This window comes from Spirosoma daeguense (assembly GCF_054776875.1).
Genome location: NZ_BAAHBF010000008.1, coordinates 1 through 18,344 on the forward strand (window position 1 = coordinate 1; position 18,344 = coordinate 18,344).

General features: G+C 47.6%; 17 protein-coding genes and 1 pseudogene. 9 read left to right on the forward strand and 9 right to left on the reverse strand.

What is annotated here, in order from left to right; translation table 11 throughout:
- Window positions 1-947: Ig domain-containing protein (locus ACYVD4_RS24065; RefSeq protein WP_460950089.1), on the forward strand; the 947-nt coding region annotated here is incomplete at its 5' end.
- A gap of 120 nt (window positions 948-1,067) precedes the next feature.
- Window positions 1,068-1,838: an HNH endonuclease gene (locus ACYVD4_RS24070; protein ID WP_460950091.1), complete on the forward strand. Its 771-nt coding sequence runs from the start codon at window positions 1,068-1,070 to the stop codon at window positions 1,836-1,838.
- Between the two features lie 83 nt (window positions 1,839-1,921).
- Here the strand turns inward: ACYVD4_RS24070 and ACYVD4_RS24075 are convergent, their stop codons facing one another.
- The 3 genes from ACYVD4_RS24075 to ACYVD4_RS24085 all read right to left on the reverse strand — a co-directional run bounded on the left by ACYVD4_RS24075 (window position 1,922) and on the right by ACYVD4_RS24085 (window position 7,005).
- On the reverse strand, window positions 1,922-3,235 hold the full coding sequence (locus tag ACYVD4_RS24075) for a cryptochrome/photolyase family protein (protein WP_460950092.1): 1,314 nt from the start codon (window positions 3,233-3,235) through the stop codon (window positions 1,922-1,924).
- A 140-nt stretch (window positions 3,236-3,375) separates the two neighbouring features.
- Complete coding sequence (locus ACYVD4_RS24080; RefSeq protein ID WP_460950094.1) at window positions 3,376-5,742, reverse strand: hypothetical protein; 2,367 nt, start codon at window positions 5,740-5,742, stop codon at window positions 3,376-3,378.
- Between the two features lie 30 nt (window positions 5,743-5,772).
- The gene (locus tag ACYVD4_RS24085; RefSeq protein ID WP_460950096.1) at window positions 5,773-7,005 is read right to left on the reverse strand and encodes a DegT/DnrJ/EryC1/StrS family aminotransferase; all 1,233 of its coding nucleotides are present in this window, start codon (window positions 7,003-7,005) and stop codon (window positions 5,773-5,775) included.
- A gap of 190 nt (window positions 7,006-7,195) precedes the next feature.
- Here ACYVD4_RS24085 and ACYVD4_RS24090 point away from each other — a divergent pair, with 190 nt between their 5' ends.
- From ACYVD4_RS24090 to ACYVD4_RS24100, 3 genes are all read left to right on the forward strand, one after another.
- The gene (locus ACYVD4_RS24090) at window positions 7,196-8,695 is read left to right on the forward strand and encodes a sugar ABC transporter ATP-binding protein (RefSeq protein ID WP_460950098.1); all 1,500 of its coding nucleotides are present in this window, start codon (window positions 7,196-7,198) and stop codon (window positions 8,693-8,695) included.
- 113 nt (window positions 8,696-8,808) lie between these two features.
- A complete protein-coding gene (locus ACYVD4_RS24095) occupies window positions 8,809-9,759 on the forward strand; it encodes an ABC transporter permease (RefSeq protein WP_460950100.1) in 951 nt (316 codons plus the stop codon).
- Between the two features lie 6 nt (window positions 9,760-9,765).
- Window positions 9,766-10,722: a sugar ABC transporter substrate-binding protein gene (locus ACYVD4_RS24100; RefSeq protein WP_460950102.1), complete on the forward strand. Its 957-nt coding sequence runs from the start codon at window positions 9,766-9,768 to the stop codon at window positions 10,720-10,722.
- Window positions 10,723-10,822: 100 nt separating this feature from the next.
- Here the strand turns inward: ACYVD4_RS24100 and ACYVD4_RS24105 are convergent, their stop codons facing one another.
- The gene (locus ACYVD4_RS24105) at window positions 10,823-12,208 is read right to left on the reverse strand and encodes an IS4 family transposase (protein WP_460950104.1); all 1,386 of its coding nucleotides are present in this window, start codon (window positions 12,206-12,208) and stop codon (window positions 10,823-10,825) included.
- Window positions 12,209-12,466: 258 nt separating this feature from the next.
- On the opposite strand from ACYVD4_RS24105, the gene ACYVD4_RS24110 reads away from it, so the two are divergent.
- On the forward strand, window positions 12,467-13,285 hold the full coding sequence (locus ACYVD4_RS24110) for a helix-turn-helix domain-containing protein (protein ID WP_460950105.1): 819 nt from the start codon (window positions 12,467-12,469) through the stop codon (window positions 13,283-13,285).
- A gap of 55 nt (window positions 13,286-13,340) precedes the next feature.
- Window positions 13,341-14,471, forward strand: a complete 1,131-nt coding sequence (locus tag ACYVD4_RS24115; protein WP_460950107.1) for an FAD-dependent oxidoreductase — start codon at window positions 13,341-13,343, stop codon at window positions 14,469-14,471.
- Between the two features lie 92 nt (window positions 14,472-14,563).
- Here the strand turns inward: ACYVD4_RS24115 and ACYVD4_RS24120 are convergent, their stop codons facing one another.
- The gene (locus tag ACYVD4_RS24120; RefSeq protein ID WP_460950109.1) at window positions 14,564-15,037 is read right to left on the reverse strand and encodes a hypothetical protein; all 474 of its coding nucleotides are present in this window, start codon (window positions 15,035-15,037) and stop codon (window positions 14,564-14,566) included.
- 21 nt (window positions 15,038-15,058) lie between these two features.
- A complete protein-coding gene (locus tag ACYVD4_RS24125; RefSeq protein WP_460950110.1) occupies window positions 15,059-15,802 on the reverse strand; it encodes a hypothetical protein in 744 nt (247 codons plus the stop codon).
- A gap of 182 nt (window positions 15,803-15,984) precedes the next feature.
- Between ACYVD4_RS24125 and ACYVD4_RS24130 the strand changes: the two genes are divergently transcribed.
- Window positions 15,985-16,566 (forward strand): Crp/Fnr family transcriptional regulator, encoded by a 582-nt coding sequence (locus ACYVD4_RS24130; RefSeq protein ID WP_460950112.1) that lies wholly within the window; start codon window positions 15,985-15,987, stop codon window positions 16,564-16,566.
- Window positions 16,567-16,586: 20 nt separating this feature from the next.
- On the opposite strand, the gene ACYVD4_RS24135 is transcribed toward ACYVD4_RS24130, so the two are convergent.
- Window positions 16,587-16,859, reverse strand: coding sequence for a hypothetical protein (locus tag ACYVD4_RS24135; RefSeq protein ID WP_460950113.1), 273 nt, complete (start codon window positions 16,857-16,859; stop codon window positions 16,587-16,589).
- 201 nt (window positions 16,860-17,060) lie between these two features.
- Here ACYVD4_RS24135 and ACYVD4_RS24140 point away from each other — a divergent pair, with 201 nt between their 5' ends.
- Complete coding sequence (locus tag ACYVD4_RS24140; RefSeq protein ID WP_460950114.1) at window positions 17,061-17,672, forward strand: hypothetical protein; 612 nt, start codon at window positions 17,061-17,063, stop codon at window positions 17,670-17,672.
- A gap of 74 nt (window positions 17,673-17,746) precedes the next feature.
- Here the strand turns inward: ACYVD4_RS24140 and ACYVD4_RS24145 are convergent.
- Together ACYVD4_RS24145 and ACYVD4_RS24150 are read right to left on the reverse strand one after the other, a co-directional pair.
- Window positions 17,747-18,022: pseudogene (locus tag ACYVD4_RS24145) on the reverse strand (DUF5615 family PIN-like protein); the annotation flags it as partial.
- An 82-nt stretch (window positions 18,023-18,104) separates the two neighbouring features.
- Window positions 18,105-18,329 carry a DUF433 domain-containing protein gene (locus tag ACYVD4_RS24150; protein ID WP_460950115.1) on the reverse strand — a complete coding sequence of 75 codons (225 nt, stop codon included), beginning with the start codon at window positions 18,327-18,329 and terminating at the stop codon, window positions 18,105-18,107.
- Window positions 18,330-18,344 lie beyond the last annotated feature (15 nt).

Genomic DNA, 18,344 nt, shown 5'->3' on the forward strand with positions numbered 1-18,344 from the left:
AGCTTTACACCGATAATCCCACCATTGTGCTGAAAGCGACTCAGGGCGGTAGTCTGGGTGAATCGTCATTTACCTACGACTGGTTGGCCAATTGTAGAACTTCGCAATCCAATACTCCGCCCAGGGTGAATATGCAGTTGGCCGATCAGACGGCGAATGTAGGGCAGGGGTTTGGCTACGCCATTCCGCAAACGACGTTTACTGATAATGAATCACCCCACAGCTTAGTGCTGAGTGTGAATGGCTTGCCTGCTGGCATGAGTTTCAGTCCGCCAACGCAGATAGGAGGTATACCTACGCAACCGGGAGTGAGTACAGTGACCGTAACCGCCACTGACCCCGGTGGATTGAATATAAGTACCACATTTGTGTTGACGGTGCTTCCGGCGGGACAAACGAGTGGTTTTGCCATCACGAGTGTGCAAACATTAAGTTGCGCGAGTGCCAGCGGAGGACGCCGTTCAGTGACCTTTACCCCGCAATACAGTGGTTTGGATGGTAGTCCGGTGAGTTTCTCAATTGTTAATGAGCTGCTACCTACTACGAATTCGGGCCCTTATACGCTGGAGTTGTATGCCGATAATCCGACTCTGCGGTTACGGGCACAACAGGGCGTTTCTCAATTCAGTTACGACTACAACTGGCTAGCTGCCTGTAATACACCTGCCCGACAGGGAGTGGCTGAAACGGGAACTGGTTTACAGGTGAAGGTGCTGGGCAATCCGCTGACGGGTTCGGCGGTAGAACTCGAAATCAGTGGAATTACTGGCCAGTCAGTGTCGGTAAAACTAGTGAATTTGCAAGGCCACCAGCTAGCCGGAGAACGTATTGAGCGAGCCAGTGACAAAGAGCGCCTTAGCCTGACAGTTGATCGTATGATGGGTGTGCTATTACTTGAAGTCCGCACGGCGGCTGAACAGCAGGTAATTCGCCTACTTCAGCGATAGGGGCGTCAATCATATACCTAAAGAAACAGCCAGATCAGGAACGGTCTGGCTGTTTTGCTTTTTATGAGATGGGCCTGTGATAAATAAACCCGCCCAAATCCAAAACCGTTATTTTCGTGTATGGCAAGAACCGATTTGTGGACTCGTAAAGAACTAATTGTTGTCTTGAATTTGTACCTGAAACTTCCTTTTGGGAAACTGGATAAACGTACCAGAGAAGTTAAAGATTTAGCACAAATTATTGGGAGGACTGACAACGCCGTTGCCATGCGACTGAATAACTTCGCCCATGTTGACCCATATCACCAACGACGTGGAATTGTGGGATTGGCGAACGGTCGGAAACAGGTTGAGCCGATCTGGAATGAATTTATCAATAATCAGGAAAATTTGGTTTTTGAGAGCGAGCAGATTCTGGCTGACTATCAGCAAAAAACAGTTGAAGATTTACACCCGGAAATTGTATTCGACCTTACGAACCTAAAAGGCGAAGTGAAAGAACGGCTGGTTAAAACTCGCGTTAACCAGAGCGTGTTTCGGCAAATGATTTTGAAAACGTACGAAAATTGTTGCGCTGTTTCGGGTATAGATGTTCCGGAATTACTCGTAGCAGGTCATATCGTGCCGTGGGCTAATGACGAGCATAATAGACTGAACCCCGAAAACGGAATTTGCCTATCGAACCTCTACGACCGGGCCTACGAAAATGGATTGATTTGTATTGATACCGATTACAAATTGCTCATCTCGAAACGCCTGAAAGCCGAAACAGGCAAAGAGTTTTACCGACGGTTCTTTGGTGAATTTGAATACAAACCTATTCGGATACCCAAGACATATCGACCAAAAAAAGAATTTCTTGACTATAGATTAAACCGATTTGAACGATGAGTTGAAATCGGTTTAATCTACGTGAACCAAACCGGAAGTGAGTTACTTTTCCCTGCTCGACAAAAAGTAGCGGATGTTCTGACTTATTTTTTTGCCAAGGCTTTACGATAGACATCAATGGCTCGTTGCCGGGCAAAGGTATGTTCAACAATCGGTTGGAGATAGTTTTTGCTGTCTACTTCGGGTACCCATTTTCGAATATAGTCTCCTTTCGGATCGAATTTTTTAGCTTGTAATGTCGGATTAAATACGCGAAAATACGGAGCCGCATCCGTTCCAGAACCGGCGGCCCACTGCCAGCCACCATTGTTTGCCGACAGGTCGTAATCGCGAAGCTTTTTTCCGAAATAAGCCTCACCCCATCGCCAGTCGATAAGCAGATGTTTGCATAGAAAACTGGCTGTTATCATCCGAACCCGGTTGTGCATCCAGCCAATGCTGTTAAGCTGTCGCATGCCAGCATCGACAATCGGATAACCCGTTTCGCCACGGCACCACGCATCAAATTCCTGTTCATTATTCCGCCATTCGATTCGGTCATAATCGCGCCGGAACGACTCCTTTTCAACATGCGGGAAATGATCAAGCACCTGAAAATAGAAATCCCGCCAGCATAGCTCGTTCAGGAACGTTTTGTCACTGGATTTCTGCGCCTGACGGGCCAGTTCCCGAATACTGATCGTGCCGAATCGTAGATGAATACTCAGTTCGCTGGTGCTGTGTTTCAGAGCAGGTAGATCGCGCGTTTTTTTGTAGTTGTCGAGTAGTTTGTCGGATACGTTTCGTGCCGGAAAAGACTCATCCACTGCTTTAAATCCCATTTCTTCCAGCGAAGGCACCGGCAACGTATCTGTTTTTAGGAAATTTTCGAAGTAACGCTCTGTCGGATAGGATTTAAGATAGAACGTATCCAGTTTCGCGTGCCAGGTTCGGCTGTAAGGCGTAAACACGGTGTAGGACTTTCCGCTTTTAGTCAGTACCTCGTCGCGTTCGAATAACGTCTGGTCTTTGCTGGTGTGGAAACCAATATTACGTTCGGCTAATAATTCCGCCACGGCCTTGTCGCGCTCTTTGGCATACACTTCGTAATCGTGATTGGTAAACACATCGCCAATGGAGTACTGCTTCGTCAAGTCTTTCCAGACGTCAACCGGTTTTCCATAACGAACGATCAGAGCCGACCCTAACTCACGTAGTTCACTACGTAATCGGTTCACTTCATCTACCAGAAAATCGATACGTCGGTCGCACCGGTCTTCCAGTTGATCAAGAATAAGCTGGTCAAAAATAAAAACGGGCAGAACAGGACGACCACTTTTAAGTGCATGATACAAAGCTGCATTGTCGTGCAGGCGCAAATCACGACGTAGCCAAACGAGCGATAATGTTTCGGGCATAAACTAGATATGAACTGGGAGGCTAACAGTGGGTTGAACCAAAATGTTCGCCACGTAAAGCGCCGGGTGGTCACTCGCATTGGTGAGCCAATTTATACCGCCAGCTTGTTCACTACGTATCCTAAATTCTTAGCTTACACTCACTCCTTTGTTGTCTCTTTCAACAACCAAACATCAGAAATCTTTGAGTTCTGACGCCAGTTGAGGTGCGATTCTTCGGGCTGATCGAACGTAACGCTGATACGCCCGTCCTGCGTGGCGGATAGAGGAACGATCCATTCTTTTACCGTATCAGCAGCTCGGTTATAGACGATAGGTTCCAGCCGTTGCCCGTCGACACGTAGCAGGGCTTCGCCAAAACCGACTACCCGGATAACGTAGCGTGCGCCGGGGTCAAGATTGGTGTAATCGAGAGCAGGGCAACGTTGATACGTTTGCGACGACAACCGGGCGTGACTGAAACCGTCTTCCCACCAAGCAATGTCGGTAGCATCGTCGGAAATTGTTTTCACACGCGGGCCTTTGCTGATACTCGATACGTCGTCGTAGAAACTGCCTTTGCCGGGGTTTTCCCACGTACCGATTTCGATCAGTCGAGCTAGTTGCTCCTCGTTTGTTTTAAGCGATTTAATGCGGATGAATTCACTAGCCAGCCACCAGCGATTATTGAGTGGGTAATTCACAAAATCGAGCAATGCGCCCCGTTCATAGCCTTTCGCTTTGTATTTGGGAACGCTGGTTTGCAAGCCAATCGACGCGAATAAATCAGCACATAGGGTTTCTATTTTCTGGTGAATTTCGGGTGAAACCGGTTTCGTATCTGCCTGATTCACTAGATCAAGCGCCTGTTTCATGGCCGTTTCAGCGCCAATGGTTTTTGCCTGAGATAACAGAGTGTTGGCCTTTTGTTCGAGCGATTGTTCGTAAAGCAATCGTCGGCGGGTATACGTATCGTAATAGGCACGTAGCAGGAAAATCTGCCAGCGCCAGTTGGTACGTAGTGCCGGATTGTCGGTTTCCAGTTTTTTCCAGAATGAAAACGTAGCTTCCACACCGCCATTTTCGGCCAGTGGCCCTATCCAGTTCCGTTCGAGCGCTTCAATGCCATCGGCCGTTGAAGAAGCCACCGCCGGGTTGAAGAAAAAACGACCGTATTCTTCCAGAATTTCATGAACGCTCTTGTCTGGTTCATAACCGCGCATGCTCCAGATTACCTTGTTCACATCGTCGTGGCAACCATCGGAATACGACACAAAACCGTCGGTAAACGGCGCCATCGCGTCCTGCACTTTGGCATACGAATACGGTCTTGGATTTGGCGCTTCCCGACCCAATGTCAGTGCATACGCCTGATCTAAATTGACGGCCGGAAATTCGCAACGAACATTGTGTGTAATGTCGGGATATTGCCGGATCTGGTACTGTTTCGGAAGCCGAAAACGGGTTTCGGCCAATGACGGGCTACTGGGGCCATGCACCACACCAGCCAGCCAATCAGGCTTTTGCTGGGTGAGGTAATTGTAAAAATAATCGACTTGCTCCACGCTAAATCCTTGCAGCGATAACCAGATTTTTCCTTTCGGATGGTATTTTATTAAGAGCGTATGCAAATCTTTCAGAAACGGCATCACTTCCCGTGGATGGTTGTCGCCGGGGTCACCACCGGGTACGAAAATATGGTCGAGACGAGGGCAGGCTTTGTAAAACGATTCGTGTAGTTCGAGTTCCGCTTTGCGTTTGGCTTCGTTTTTCAGATCGAACGTAGCGGGTGTCCAGACCCAGTAATCAAGGTCGTATTTCTGGCAGATCTCGCTCATTCTTACCCGCATTTCGGCCGGTGAAATCTTGAAATGCGGACTGGGTTTTTCCTCTTCGTGAAACGGAATCCCTTCAACAGCATTGGTGCCAAAAATGGCCAGTTCGCGAATATGCTGATCGAATTGGGCGACCGTCCAGGCATCGTAAGAATTAGCGGTGGTTCTGTAACCCAACTGGTGCCCGCGAATGGGGTAGGCCGGAGACGTAGCAACATTTACTGGCGTAGCTAATTCGAGTTGTTTCGTTGTCATATTCAAATGACGTAGCACCCACGACGTGCCGAACAGAATTCCGCGTGCATCGGCTCCGATAATCCAGAGTGTTGTGCCCTTCGGCGTTACGTCGCTAACGATTCGGAAGCCTTCGGATTTTGTTTCAGGGCCATTGGGAGCAGCACTGACTGGTACGTTTACACCCTGAAAATTTTTATCCGTCGAAAGTACAAAAGCAATGCAGACCGGATTCGTCTTGGGCCAGCCCGTTGCGGTTTTTAACGTAACGCCGGTTCGCTTGGCAATTTCTTCGCTGAACATTTGCGGAGCCGTTTCATGCATCGGTTTTGGTATCGATGGCGACACTAGCATGACCGCTTTTTGAAGCGAAATCGGCTGAGCCATTAACGGGCGGATGGCAACAGCTAGAAACAATAAAAACGACCAGAACCCGATTCGGCGACCGGCTAATTTCATAAGGAGAAGGGTAGGAATAATCTAAAAAATCTAAGACTGGAGCGCGCGTTGCACTTTACGAATGGCTTCGGCAAATGATTCCATATCGCTTCGGGTGCCTAACATGGCATGCTGAAAAATCCAAACAGCTTCGTCGGAACAGGCGCGTTCGGCAACAGGGCAGTGAGTTTGTGAATAATCGGCCGAATCAGGAATGGCGTAGCACATCCAGTTCTTCTGCTGAAAAACGGGTTGTTTATAAAGCGGATGCGGGTAACCGCCCGAACAAGGCAACCCTTCGGCAGCTAACATCGCTACGAAATCGGCTTTCGACGTATTATTAAACTCGGTTTTATCGTACCTGAAAATATACAGGTGGTGGCTGTGACATATCGCTACGTTACCCCGGCTTAACGGTGTAATGCCTTTTATCTCAGTGAGCAAGCTGTCGAGGTGAAGGCCGTTTTCGTTACGAACGATGGTTTGTGCATCTAGCCGTTTGAGTTGCTGACTGAGCAGAACGGCCTGTAACTGGGTAATGCGGTAATTGCAACCCGGATTAAAGTGATCGTACCATTGCCCGTGCGGCAACCGCCCAACGTTACGTAGCGAATTCATCGTTTCGTAAAGCGCATCGTCGTTAGTAATCACCATGCCACCTTCGCCCGAAGTCAGGTTTTTCGACGACTGGAAACTAAAACTTCCCACATCGCCAATCGACCCAAGCTTTCGGCCTTTGTATTCGGCTCCGTGTCCATGCGCGCTATCTTCAATAACACGCAGATTGTGCCGCCGGGCAATGTCCATAATGGCGTCCATATTACAGGGCAATCCCGCAAAATGAACCGGAATAATCGCTTTAGTACGTTCGGTAATGGCCGCTTCAATGGCGTTCGGGTCGAGATTATACGTATCGGGTTCAATATCGACGAACACCGGCACGCAGTTCACCTCCAGCACAATCGAAGCCGTAGCGATAAACGTGTAAGGCGGCACAATCACCTCATCGCCGGGACGTACACCGCAGGCAATCAAGGCCATACGTAACGATACCGAACCGTTGGCGCAACTCAGTGCGTATTTACTGCCGCAATAGTCGGCAAACTCCCGCTCGAGTTCGGCTACCAACCCCGCGCAATCCGGATTTCCCCATTGGCCGCTACGTACTACGTCGGCTACAGCATTTACATCCTGTTCGTCGAAAATAGGCCAGGGAAACGAAGTTTTAATGGTTTTTTCGCCACCGTCAATGGCCAGTTGCGTGTTTGGAGCTAGTGTGTTCATTACGTCTCAACAGAAAGCGTATCGTTGTTCATAATACGGTGGTTGGCTATTTTCGGGCTATTGATACGTTCATTTTTGCTGCGTATGAATCTGCTACGTAGTAAAAAAAGGCTTCTGACGAGTTGATTACGGTATATTTGGTGGATTCTGGTCTTAGAGAACCGACGGTTGTTATCGCCGTCATTACGTTATGCAACCCAATCAGGATTACATTCTTCAGGTAAGCGAACTAACTAAAACGTTTTCGGGGGTAAAGGCACTCGACAAGGTTCAACTGGCCGTTCGACCTGGGGAAGTGCATGCGCTGATGGGGGAGAACGGGGCCGGGAAATCGACACTCATGAAAATTCTGATCGGGCTCGAAACGCCAGATTCAGGTGAAATCCGTTTTGAGGGCGATGATTTGCATACGGGCCACGTGCGGGACGTAATGAAAAAAGGTATTTCTATGATTCATCAGGAAATACTGGTGGTGCCCGAGTTAACTGTTGCACAGAATATTTTTCTGGGTCGGGAACGTAACGGCAGGTTATTTAGCTGGCTGAACGACCGTTCGTTGAGTCAACAGGCTGCTACGTTGCTGGCGCAGATGGGCGTTTCTATTTCGCCCGATGCGCCTATGAAAACCCTGAGCGTAGCGCAGATGCAGATGGTTGAAATTGCCAAAGCCATCTCGAACGATGCCAAGGTTATTATCATGGACGAACCGACGTCGGCACTCTCTGATCGTGAGGTTACTACGTTGTTCAAGATTATCAGAGACCTAACGGCTAAAGGCGTAGCGATTATTTACATCTCGCACAAGATGGATGAGATATTTACCATTTCCGACACCATTACGGTGCTGCGCGATGGTACGTATATCGGTACTCGTCCTGCTGCCGAACTCGACATCGATACGTTGATAACCATGATGGTCGGTCGGAAAATCGACAGCCTTTTCCCTGCTTCTTCGACGCAACGGGGTAAAGAAGTTCTGTCGGTAAACCAATTGAGTCGGCAGGGCGAATTCAATGACATCAGTTTCTCAGCTTATGCGGGCGAAGTGCTGGGACTGGCTGGTTTGATGGGGGCTGGTCGAACCGAAATTGCCCGTACTATTTATGGCCTCGACAAACCCGATGCTGGCGAAATTTACCTGAATGGGGAACGTATCGTTATAAAATCACCGCAGGAAGCCATTCAGCGGGGAATTGGCTACGTGAGCGAAGACCGCAAAAAGCTGGGATTTATTCCGAAACTGTCGGTATGGCAGAATATTACATTGTCGAGTCTTCGTCAACATGCGAAGGGTGGGCTGGTGCAAGCCCGTAGCGAATCGGAAGTAGCCCGAAAAACCATTGCCGATCTGAAAATAAAAGCGGCCAGTCCCGAGCAGTCGGTTGTTTACCTGAGTGGTGGAAACCAGCAAAAAGTAGTGATTGGCAAAGTGCTGCTTTCTTCACCATCGCTCATCATTCTGGATGAACCCACACGTGGTATCGACATTGGCGCGAAAGCTGAAATTTATAAATTGATCAATCAACTGAAAGAGAAAGGAATTGCGGTTATCCTGATCTCGTCGGAACTCCCCGAACTGCTCGGCATGAGCGACCGGATTCTGGTGCTGGCGAAAGGAAAACTGACGGCAACATTATCCGCCGATGAAGCCACGCAGGAAACGATTATGCGGTACGCCATGCAACCCTGACTCTAATTCTAACCGGCCCCGACAGGCTCTGGCTGTCGGATACGTTGCATTTACTGGATTAGTCGCTGGCGCGATTTCGACAGCCAGAGCCTGTCGAGGCCTTAACAACACACATGGAAAATACATATACAGCACGACTACGAGGACTCGAGAAATACGGTCTTTTAATTGCTTTCTTCGCCATCTGCCTGACGCTCACTTTTTTGACGCCAACGTTCTTGACCGTTCAAAATCTGATGATTATCGTGACGCAGGTGTCGATTAACGCGCTACTTGCTTTTGGCGTTACGTTCGTGATCATCACTGGCGGCATTGATCTTTCGGTGGGGTCTATTGTAGCCGTTACGGGCATTGCAGCTGCGTCGTTCGCGCATCCTGATACGTATCCGGTGGTTATGCCTATCGGTATGGGTATGCTGGCTGGTCTTGTGTTTGGCGCGTTCAACGGATTTATCATTACCCGAAGCAAGGTGCCGCCGTTTATCGTTACGTTAGGAACCATGACCGTTGGGCGTGGACTGGCGCTGATTCTGAGTAAAGGTCGTCCCGTATCGAACCTGTCTGACTCATTTAATTTTATCGGTGGTGGTAAAATTCTGGGTGTCCCCACGCTGATTCTCATTCTGATTGTGGCGTTCGTTATCTGCTCTATCATCTTGCGAAAAACCGTTTTGGGCCGCTATATGTATGCCGTTGGGGGGAACGAACAGGCCGCTCGTGCATCAGGTATTCAGTTAGGCACGGTGAAAATGGTGGTATACACCTTATGCGGAGGACTGGCGGCATTGGCGGGTATTCTGCTAACATCACGTATCACCACCGGTCAGCCAAACGCCGGGGCAGGCTTTGAACTCGACGCCATTGCGGCCGCCATTATCGGGGGAACCAGTACGTCGGGTGGCACAGGTACCATGACTGGTACGTTGCTGGGTGCATTGCTCATCGGGGTTATCAGTAACGGACTCGATTTACTGAACGTAACGTCTTATTATCAGCAAGTTGTAATGGGTATTATTATCATTGGGGCTGTTGTGCTCGACAGTTTGAATCAATCGACAAAGTAACGTATCATGACACGACTATCAATAACATCGCTTAGTTTATCCCTTCTGTTTAGTGCTTTCCTGCTGAGTTGTAATCAATCAGGAAGTAGCGAAAAAAGTGGGGGAGGAGATAGCAAGAAAATCGTTGTGGGAGCTACTATGCTCAGTATGCAGAACGAGTTCATTGTGAACGTACACGACGAAATGGCTAAAAAAGCCGAAGCCGATGGCGTTGAACTGATTACAGTCGATGCGGAACGGTCGGCGTTGAAACAGGTGGAGCAGGTCGAAAGCTTTATTGCGCAGGGTGTCGACGCTATTATTATGAATCCCTGCGAAGTGGAAGCAAGCTCGCCCGCTGTTACAAAAGCGTTGGCGGCCAATATTCCGATCATCAACGTAAACTCCGAAACCAGTGCGAAACCATCGGCTTTTGTCGGTTCCGACGACGTAGAATCGGCACGTATCGCGATGAAATTTATTGCCGATAAACTGGGCGGAAAGGGCAACATAGTGATGATGCACGGCTACATGGGACAGGCAGCTCAAATCAAACGTGAGCAGGGTGCCCGCGAAGTTCTGAAACAATACCCGAATCTGAAATTGCTGGCTCACCAAACGGGCGAATGGGATCGTGCCAAAGCGATGTCGTTGATGGAAAACTGGATTCAGTCGTTTGGCCCACAAATTAACGCCGTATTTGCTCAGAACGACGAAATGGGGTTAGGTGCCGTAAAAGCCCTGACCGATGCGGGTCTGAAAGGTAAAGTGTTGGTTGTGAGTATCGATGCGATCCCAGATGCCTTGCAAGCGGTGAAGAAAGGAACGCTGGATGCTACCGTATTTCAGAACGCGGAACAGCAGGGTGCCAAAGCCATTGAAACAGCCATAAAAATGGCAAAAAAACAGCCTTTCGAAAAAGAAACACTGATTCCGTTTCAGTTGGTGACAAAGCAGAATCTGGGCGAGTTTTTGAAGCAATAAAAGAAAGTGTAGGTAAGAAGTTGGTTTAATTGGCAATAATAGATCAATAATACGCTTAGACCACCCCCAACCCCCTCTTAAAACAGGGTGTCTATTACCCTTAAGTTGGGGGTTTTCGTTCTGAGTACACGTTCTTTGACATGATGTATCCTTCCACTAGCAGGCTAAACTGTCGGTAGCCCCGCCAGATGGTTTGCCAACCCGGTAAACCCGCCTGACGAATCCCTTGATGACCACCTACCCGAGCCAGTAATAACACAAACCAGCGCATACTTTGAGATTGGCAAGCAGTGCCATCACTAGCCGTCAGATAACGCCTACTTAAATCCTGAGCGACTCGCAACTCAGCCTCAGCTAAGATCCCACTAACGGGCATATCCGGATCATGAAGGGCCAAATGACGTAAGCGCAAAAGGGCAATAGACACCAAACTCAAGAGGCCAATAGCACCAAATAAAGCCTGCGTCGAGTGTAAGTGACGATGCTCAATACCACAACCCGTTTTGAGGCATTTGTGGAAGTCTTCACAGGTGGGCCAGCGCCGACTATAGACGTCCAATATCCAACTCGCCGTCGAAACATCAGCTACGGGTAGGCTTGTCAGCACAATCCAATGGGCCATCTCTTGGCCAGCAATGGGTTCTTGTTGAGTGAGATAGACCACCCACAAAGGCTTATCAATACCCCGAAGCTGCACTTTACTGTACGCTAGGCGACAGCGACACCGATGAGCCTTACCCTGCCCATCTAACAACGGCCGCTCTACCTCATGGACTTGGGGGCACTTGGCTTGCCAATCAGCCAAGGTATAGTCGCTATTGGCGATGCGACGCCCACCACGGCTACGGATGATCAGGTGTTGACGGGCTTTGTAAGCTCGATTGATCAATTCAGTACAATCCGCTTCCCGATCCGCCACCTGGATGAGTTGGCGCCTGGTTTGGCGACTAAAGCGTTTACCCCACTCCAGGCCCAAAAGCCATTTGGCACTTTCCTTTTGCTCAACGGGTCTCTTTTTGCGTTCCTCCCCCTTGCCGTACTCTGGAGCTGCACGTTGGATAATGTGTTGCACAGGCAAGCCCAGGGGCACAAAGTTCTCGTCCGTCAGCAGGGCATGATGCAGTAAGATCCCATTATCGGTAGGCAATTGGAGATAGCCTAGCTGTAGCGAATGATGATGATATTTCCCGAAGGTGGTGTCTTGAAAGACAAACCAATAGGTATCTTTCGATTGGCTTTGCTGGCCTGCCCATTTGATGAGTCCCCGGCTATAGGCCCGCGAGATGGCTTGTGACGAGAGTTTGGGGTTGTGCAACAGGCGATAGAAGGCTTTGAGTTGGTAGGGTTGGTTGAAGAGTTGGGGAAAACTCTGGCTAGCATCTGCTTGTAGGAGTTGTTCCTGAACATGCTGGCATCGTTGATTGAGCCGTTGATCGCCCAATCGAAATGCCTGCATTTGAGCAGCAATAACAGGTTCAATGCGCATGGCTGACACAAAATGGATACATCATATCAAAGAACGTACACTCATAACAAAAAACCTCACTTTGTGGGTAATAGACACCTTAAAACAGGAGGGGACACACAGAGACTGACTTGTTCCCTTATTCTAGAATTGAGTCAACGCCCAGCGGTGGTCGTTGAGAAAGCCCTCTCCTGTTTTAGGAGGGGCCGGGCCGACGTTCGGTTGGGGGTGGTAAGCTACTGACAAAGCGTCAAACGGCTTTCAACACAAGCACTCATCATGCAGCATCTGGAATTTGAACCACCTTACGAACTACGGAATATCATAAAATGCTTTTGGTACAACAGGGAAGAATTTGGGGAGCAGCAAACGATTTTTGAGGTAGTACCGGATGGCTACGCTGAAATCATTTTTCATTTCGGCAGCGGCTGTAGCATTGCGACTACTAGTGGCTTGCAGCCCTTGCCGTCACCGTTTATGGTTGGACTACTCAATCAGCCAGCTCTGTTTTATACCAAAAAACGTTTGGAAATTATTGCGATCCGGTGCTTCCCCTGGACTGTATTCGATTTGCTTGGACTGCCCTCAGATAAAGATGGCGTACGTACCGTTGAGCATCCCATCGCTCAGCTTCAATCGAGTCTGGATGAGTGGATTCAGGCTGGTAAGATTGAGGAAGCAATCGATCAGGTAAAACAGTATTTCTTGCAGACTAGAACGGGAGTTGCTACAGACAGTACGTTATTCAAAGCCGGAACGGCCATGCTGGAAGCTGCCGGAACCATACCTGTGAGCCGGGTAGCGGAAGCAGCTCACGCAACGGTACGTACGTTGGAACGGAAGTTCAAGCAGTCGTCGGGCTATTCGGTTAAAGACGTATCGGGGCTGATGCGCTTTGAGCAGGTTCGGAATCACTTATGGCTTCATCCCAACGCGAATCTGGCCGGCTTAGCGCATGAGTTTGGTTATACGGATCAGGCTCACCTGAGCCGGGAATTTAAACGGTATAGCGGCACGACACCAGCGGCCTTCGCCCGAAAAACGAAGAAAAGGAAACTGATCGCCACCGACGATTTTGTCGTGTTTATACAAGCCTAACGTAGCCGAGTTTCGGAATTTTGCGTTGCAATTGACTAGTAAACAACGCAAAATCATGTTACTAAATAATAAAAAAGTAGCCATCCTTGGCGCGGGGCCTGTCGGTCTGACAATGGCTCGATTACTACAACAACAAGGCGTCGACGTAGCGGTATATGAAAGAGACAAAGATCCACTGGCAAGAATTTGGGGTGGTACGTTAGACCTGCATAAACATTCGGGTCAGGAAGCCCTGAAAAAAGTAGGCTTGCTGGAGAATTATTACGCTACGTCATTACCTATGGGCATCACCATTGCCGACGAACAGGGCAACGTATTGTTAACAAAAAAAACGACTCCCGAAAATCAGTTCGACAATCCCGAAATCAACAGAAACGATTTACGAAAACTATTGCTCGACAGTCTAGAAAACGATACCGTTGTCTGGGACAGAAAAGTGATTGGTCTGGAAGAAGATCGTGGAAAATGGCGATTACAATTCGAAAATCAGCCGGATGCAATCGCCGATTTGGTTATTGTAGCCAACGGAGGAATGTCCAGAGTAAGGAGTTACGTAACGGATGCTGAGGTGGAAGATACCGGAACATTTATCATACAGGGAGACGTAGCACAACCTGAACTCAACTGCCCGGAGTTTTATCAATTATGCGACGGAAATAGGCTCATGACGGCCCATGAAGGTAATTTGCTGGTTGCCAATCCGTACAATAACGGCATGTTGAGCTATGGCGTAATTTTTAGAAAACCAGACGAATGGGCTAAGGGAGACGTAGTAGATTTTCAGAATATGGCCAGCGTTCGTGCGTTTCTTTCAGATAGACTCTCCGGTTGGGATGGACGTTACCAGCAATTAATCAATGCTACGTCTTTTTTTGTTGGATTGTCGACGAGAAAATTGCCGTTGGATGCGCCCTGGAAAAGTGAACGGCCTTTGCCCATAACGCTCATTGGCGATGCCGCCCATTTGATGCCGCCTTTTGCCGGTCAGGGGGTGAATACCGGGCTGGTGGATGCATTAACCTTGTCGGAAAATCTGAACGGTGGAAACTTCGAAACGATACAGGCTGCCATCAGCGATTATGAACAAAAAATGATCGCCTATGCTTCAGAAGCCCAGCGTGAATCCAGCGAAAACGAAATAGAGATGCGCCACCCCGACTTTTCGTTCCAGAAATTTATCCATTGATCTGGCCCCGACAGGCTCCGGCTGTCGGAGTCGCGTCAGCGGCTAAACCAACACGCAAAATTTATCCAACAGCCAGAGCCTGTTGGGGCCTCTTACTGCCGGACTTTTGCTTTGCCCTGTTCAGAAATAGCTCCGCTTTCGTTACGTGTCATTTTTTTGACGTACTCAACCCGTCGGAAACGTAGCGCGCTCCAGTCGTTGTCGATTGCTACCATTCGGACAGGTTCAAAACCGAGTTTACCCAGTATTGCCCAGCCCGTATCGCGGTTGAAGCGATGCGTCGCCCGATCACATTTATATTTTTTCGAAGAACCCTTCGGATACGCCAGCCATAAAACGCCATCGCCCTGAATTTTTTCGACCAGAAGCGGACTAACCGTATCGACTTCCTGTTGCGTTTTGACAAAAGCAATCGCAAAACTACCCACCTGAATCTGCTCTGGCAACGTAACGATGGTTGTCACCGAACGCATCTCATCCATAACAGGAAGAAACTCGTCGGGCGGATTTAGAACAATAATCTCGGGCTGGGCTTTGTAATTGAGCTTTGCAAAAACGGGGTTCATAGAATAGGAATGAATATAGTCTTACTGAGTTGGTAAAAGTACGTAGAAACCGTCGGGTTGTTTAAAGGGTACCTCTACTGTGTATTGATGTTCGCGCGATTGTTCGGTTAGCAGATGGTTGCGAGGTAGTACTTTTACATCTGATGCCCAAAAATTTGTATCGATTGTAAATTCCGTTTTGAAATCCTTGTCAGTAGAAAGCGTGAGGTAGTTCCGGAATTTCAGCGGTGACTGGTTCGGTGTGTAGCTATAAACAGTAACGTCAACTGGTTTTTTACCGTACAAAAGTTTCGATGGTTCCTGCTCGGTTTTGGGTTGCCCAACGAGGTTCACTGTACCTGCCGGAACGACCACAAATTGCTGCTTTTCTAATTTTGTCTGCGGAGGAATAAACGCAATTGGATCGGCTTTGGTAACGGTTCCGTTTAATGAACTAGTACTCAGGTAGCGATTGTAGCGAAAAGCGTTTCCGGTCAGGTTAACTTCTGCTACGTCGTACCAATAATCAACTTTATCCTGTCCAATGATAAACGAGGAGCGTTTCCAGTCGACGTATAACGGCTTATTGAGCTTGTTGATGAGCGTAAGATGCATCAGGCCACGTTCGCTGGCAAAATTGTAACGTAGCGTCAGCGTATCATTATCTAATACCAAACCTTCGCTCGCAGGCTGAACATTAGAACCACGCAACGTAACAACCTGAATTTTTGGTGTACAGCCAACCAACAGTACCCAGATTATCGAAAGAAAAGTTACAGATTTCATAGTTACTGTTTTTTTGAGTAAATGTGTACTTATGAAGTGTCTTATGCAATAGTTTACGCAGTTACTAAATGGGTAAATCATCTACGGGTGAGGTTTGATTTTTAGGGCTGTAAACTACTTCGTAATCTTAACCGCTACGTAGTTATTTTTGCCTGTTCAGCAACGCTGCTACGTTATAAACAATGGAACAGGAGCTCTTTGCTTTTATTGGTCAATACCTGAAACTCACGGATGAGGAAAAGAACGTAATAACCCATCTTGCCTTGTTTCACAGTTTTAAAAAAGGAACCGTTCTGTTAAAAGAAGGCGAATCATCGAAGCAGTCTTATTTTGTGATGAAAGGTTGCTTGCGATGCTACCATATTATTGAGGGCGAAGAACGTACTACCGAGTTTTATACCGAAGCTGAATCCTGTACGCCAATCTGCGTTGTCAATAAAAAACCGTCTGATTACTACGTTGCCTGTGTCGAAGATTCTATTTTGCTCGTCACAGACCCTTCGATGGAACAAATTGTTTTTGAAAAATTTCCCCGTTTTGAAACACTGTGCCGCATTCTTTCTGAGCAATTATTGGCAAAGAATCAGAACGCTTTTGCCGACTTCAAAAATGCTTCGCCTGAGCAGCGTTACCTGAACCTGCTGGAAATAAGACCTGATTTAATTCAGCGTATTCCGCTACGTCAACTGGCAAGTTATCTGGGTATGAAACCTGAATCACTCAGCCGCATTCGCCGACGAATTTCTCAAGTGCGGAAGGGGTAGAAACTTCTGTTCTAGGTTGGCTAGTTTTTAGCTTTTATGTCATTGAAATCCAGTCTGATCTTGCGCGGTTGGCCGATATAGCTGGGAAGAACAACGAACTGACCTGTTCGGGTATCCAGAATGATCGATTCTCGTTCGCTGGTTACGGCCTGATATCGTCGATTTTCAGAGCTACCGGGTTCTGGCTGATTTTGATCAGACGGTTTGAAATTAGCCAGCAACAGAATACCCGTCAGCGTAAGTGCGCCTAGAAAAAAAGAACGTAAGTCAATCGAAAATTGAATTGTTTTCATAGCAGTAAAGTAGTTTGGTTCAGAAGCACAAAGTTGCCCTTTCTTTAAAGACAGACATGATAAGAAATTGTTATGTTAAATTTTGAACAAGAGATTATCTCCTTTCTCCGCTACGTAACAGATACGTATTTCTTAACTAAAGTTAAGGTCTCGACCGACGAGCCCCTGATAGCTTTGCAGGCATAAACAACTTGTAAAGTAATGAACACAAAATCTATTTTGGTTGGGCTGGCCCTATTCGTAGCCACTGTTGCCAATGGGCAGAAAAAAGAAGAAACCGCTACGTTCAGACGACATTTCATCAGTACGTCGGGCTTTGTTCTTGGCAACCTGTTTCCTGATCCACCCTCGTTTTTTCAACTCAACGCTGGTTACTGGCTAACTAAAAAAGATGTGCTTTCAGTAGAAGCAATAACCTGGAAATACAGTGCGCCATTGGGAATTCCTTATGGTGATTCGTTTGGTGATGTTAACGAAAACTATCCGGGACATATCCGGGGAATTGGCGTTGGCCTTGCTTATCAGCGTTATATCTGGAAAGGACTTTATGCGGCTGCTCACGCTACGCCGTTTTTGCAGCAGTATAAGAGTACTGAAAATGTTAAAATCCAGAACGGTTTTCAGTTATTTACAGCTTTTCGCGTAGGATATCACATTCCTCTGTTTCGCAATCGATTCTTTATTGAACCGTCTGTGGCGATGACTTATTGGCCCGTAAATACCAACATGCCCGAGTCATTTGCCCGAATGGAGCGGAAGTGGAAGAATCACTTTTTCCCCGAGCCGGGTCTGCATTTGGGTGTTAAGTTTTAATCATAAAAGAGGGTTATTCATTGCCCTATTCGGTGAATAACCCTCTTTATTGGGAGATTGATATAAAGCCAAAGTTAAATAGGGATGGTACCAGTCAGATAAATGGCCAAACACCCATCTTTTTCTTGTAACAGATCAGAGATGAAAAAATCAATATTGGCTTTATAACGAACCAATAATTCTACGATTTGGTCATTTGTCAAGTTGCCGGTTCTTAGCCAGATAATTTTGGGCGGAGGCCCATAAAGAGCTGTCAGATTATAAAGGTCTTCATCAAACGTAACAATTGTGAAAGCGTTTTGCCGACAAAAATCCCAGATGGATCGGTCATCCTGATTATACAATCCATTTTCACGAACGCCTTCAACAACTGGAAAATGTTCTTTTAATTTTTTGACAACCCGGAACGATTATTCTGGTCGAGAAGAAGTTTCATGCCGCAATACGTAACGAATTCTCTTTGTGAGCAGCAAAGGCTAGGCTGGCATAAATATCATCTTTTGTCAACTCAGGAAAATCACTAATGATTTCGTCCATACTCATGCCGGATGCAAGCCAGCCTAAAATATCACCAACGGTGATACGCATCCCTCTGATGCAGGGCTTTCCTCCACGTTTACCGGGCTCTATTGTGATAATCTGACGGTAGTCGACCATACCATTGCATGTTTA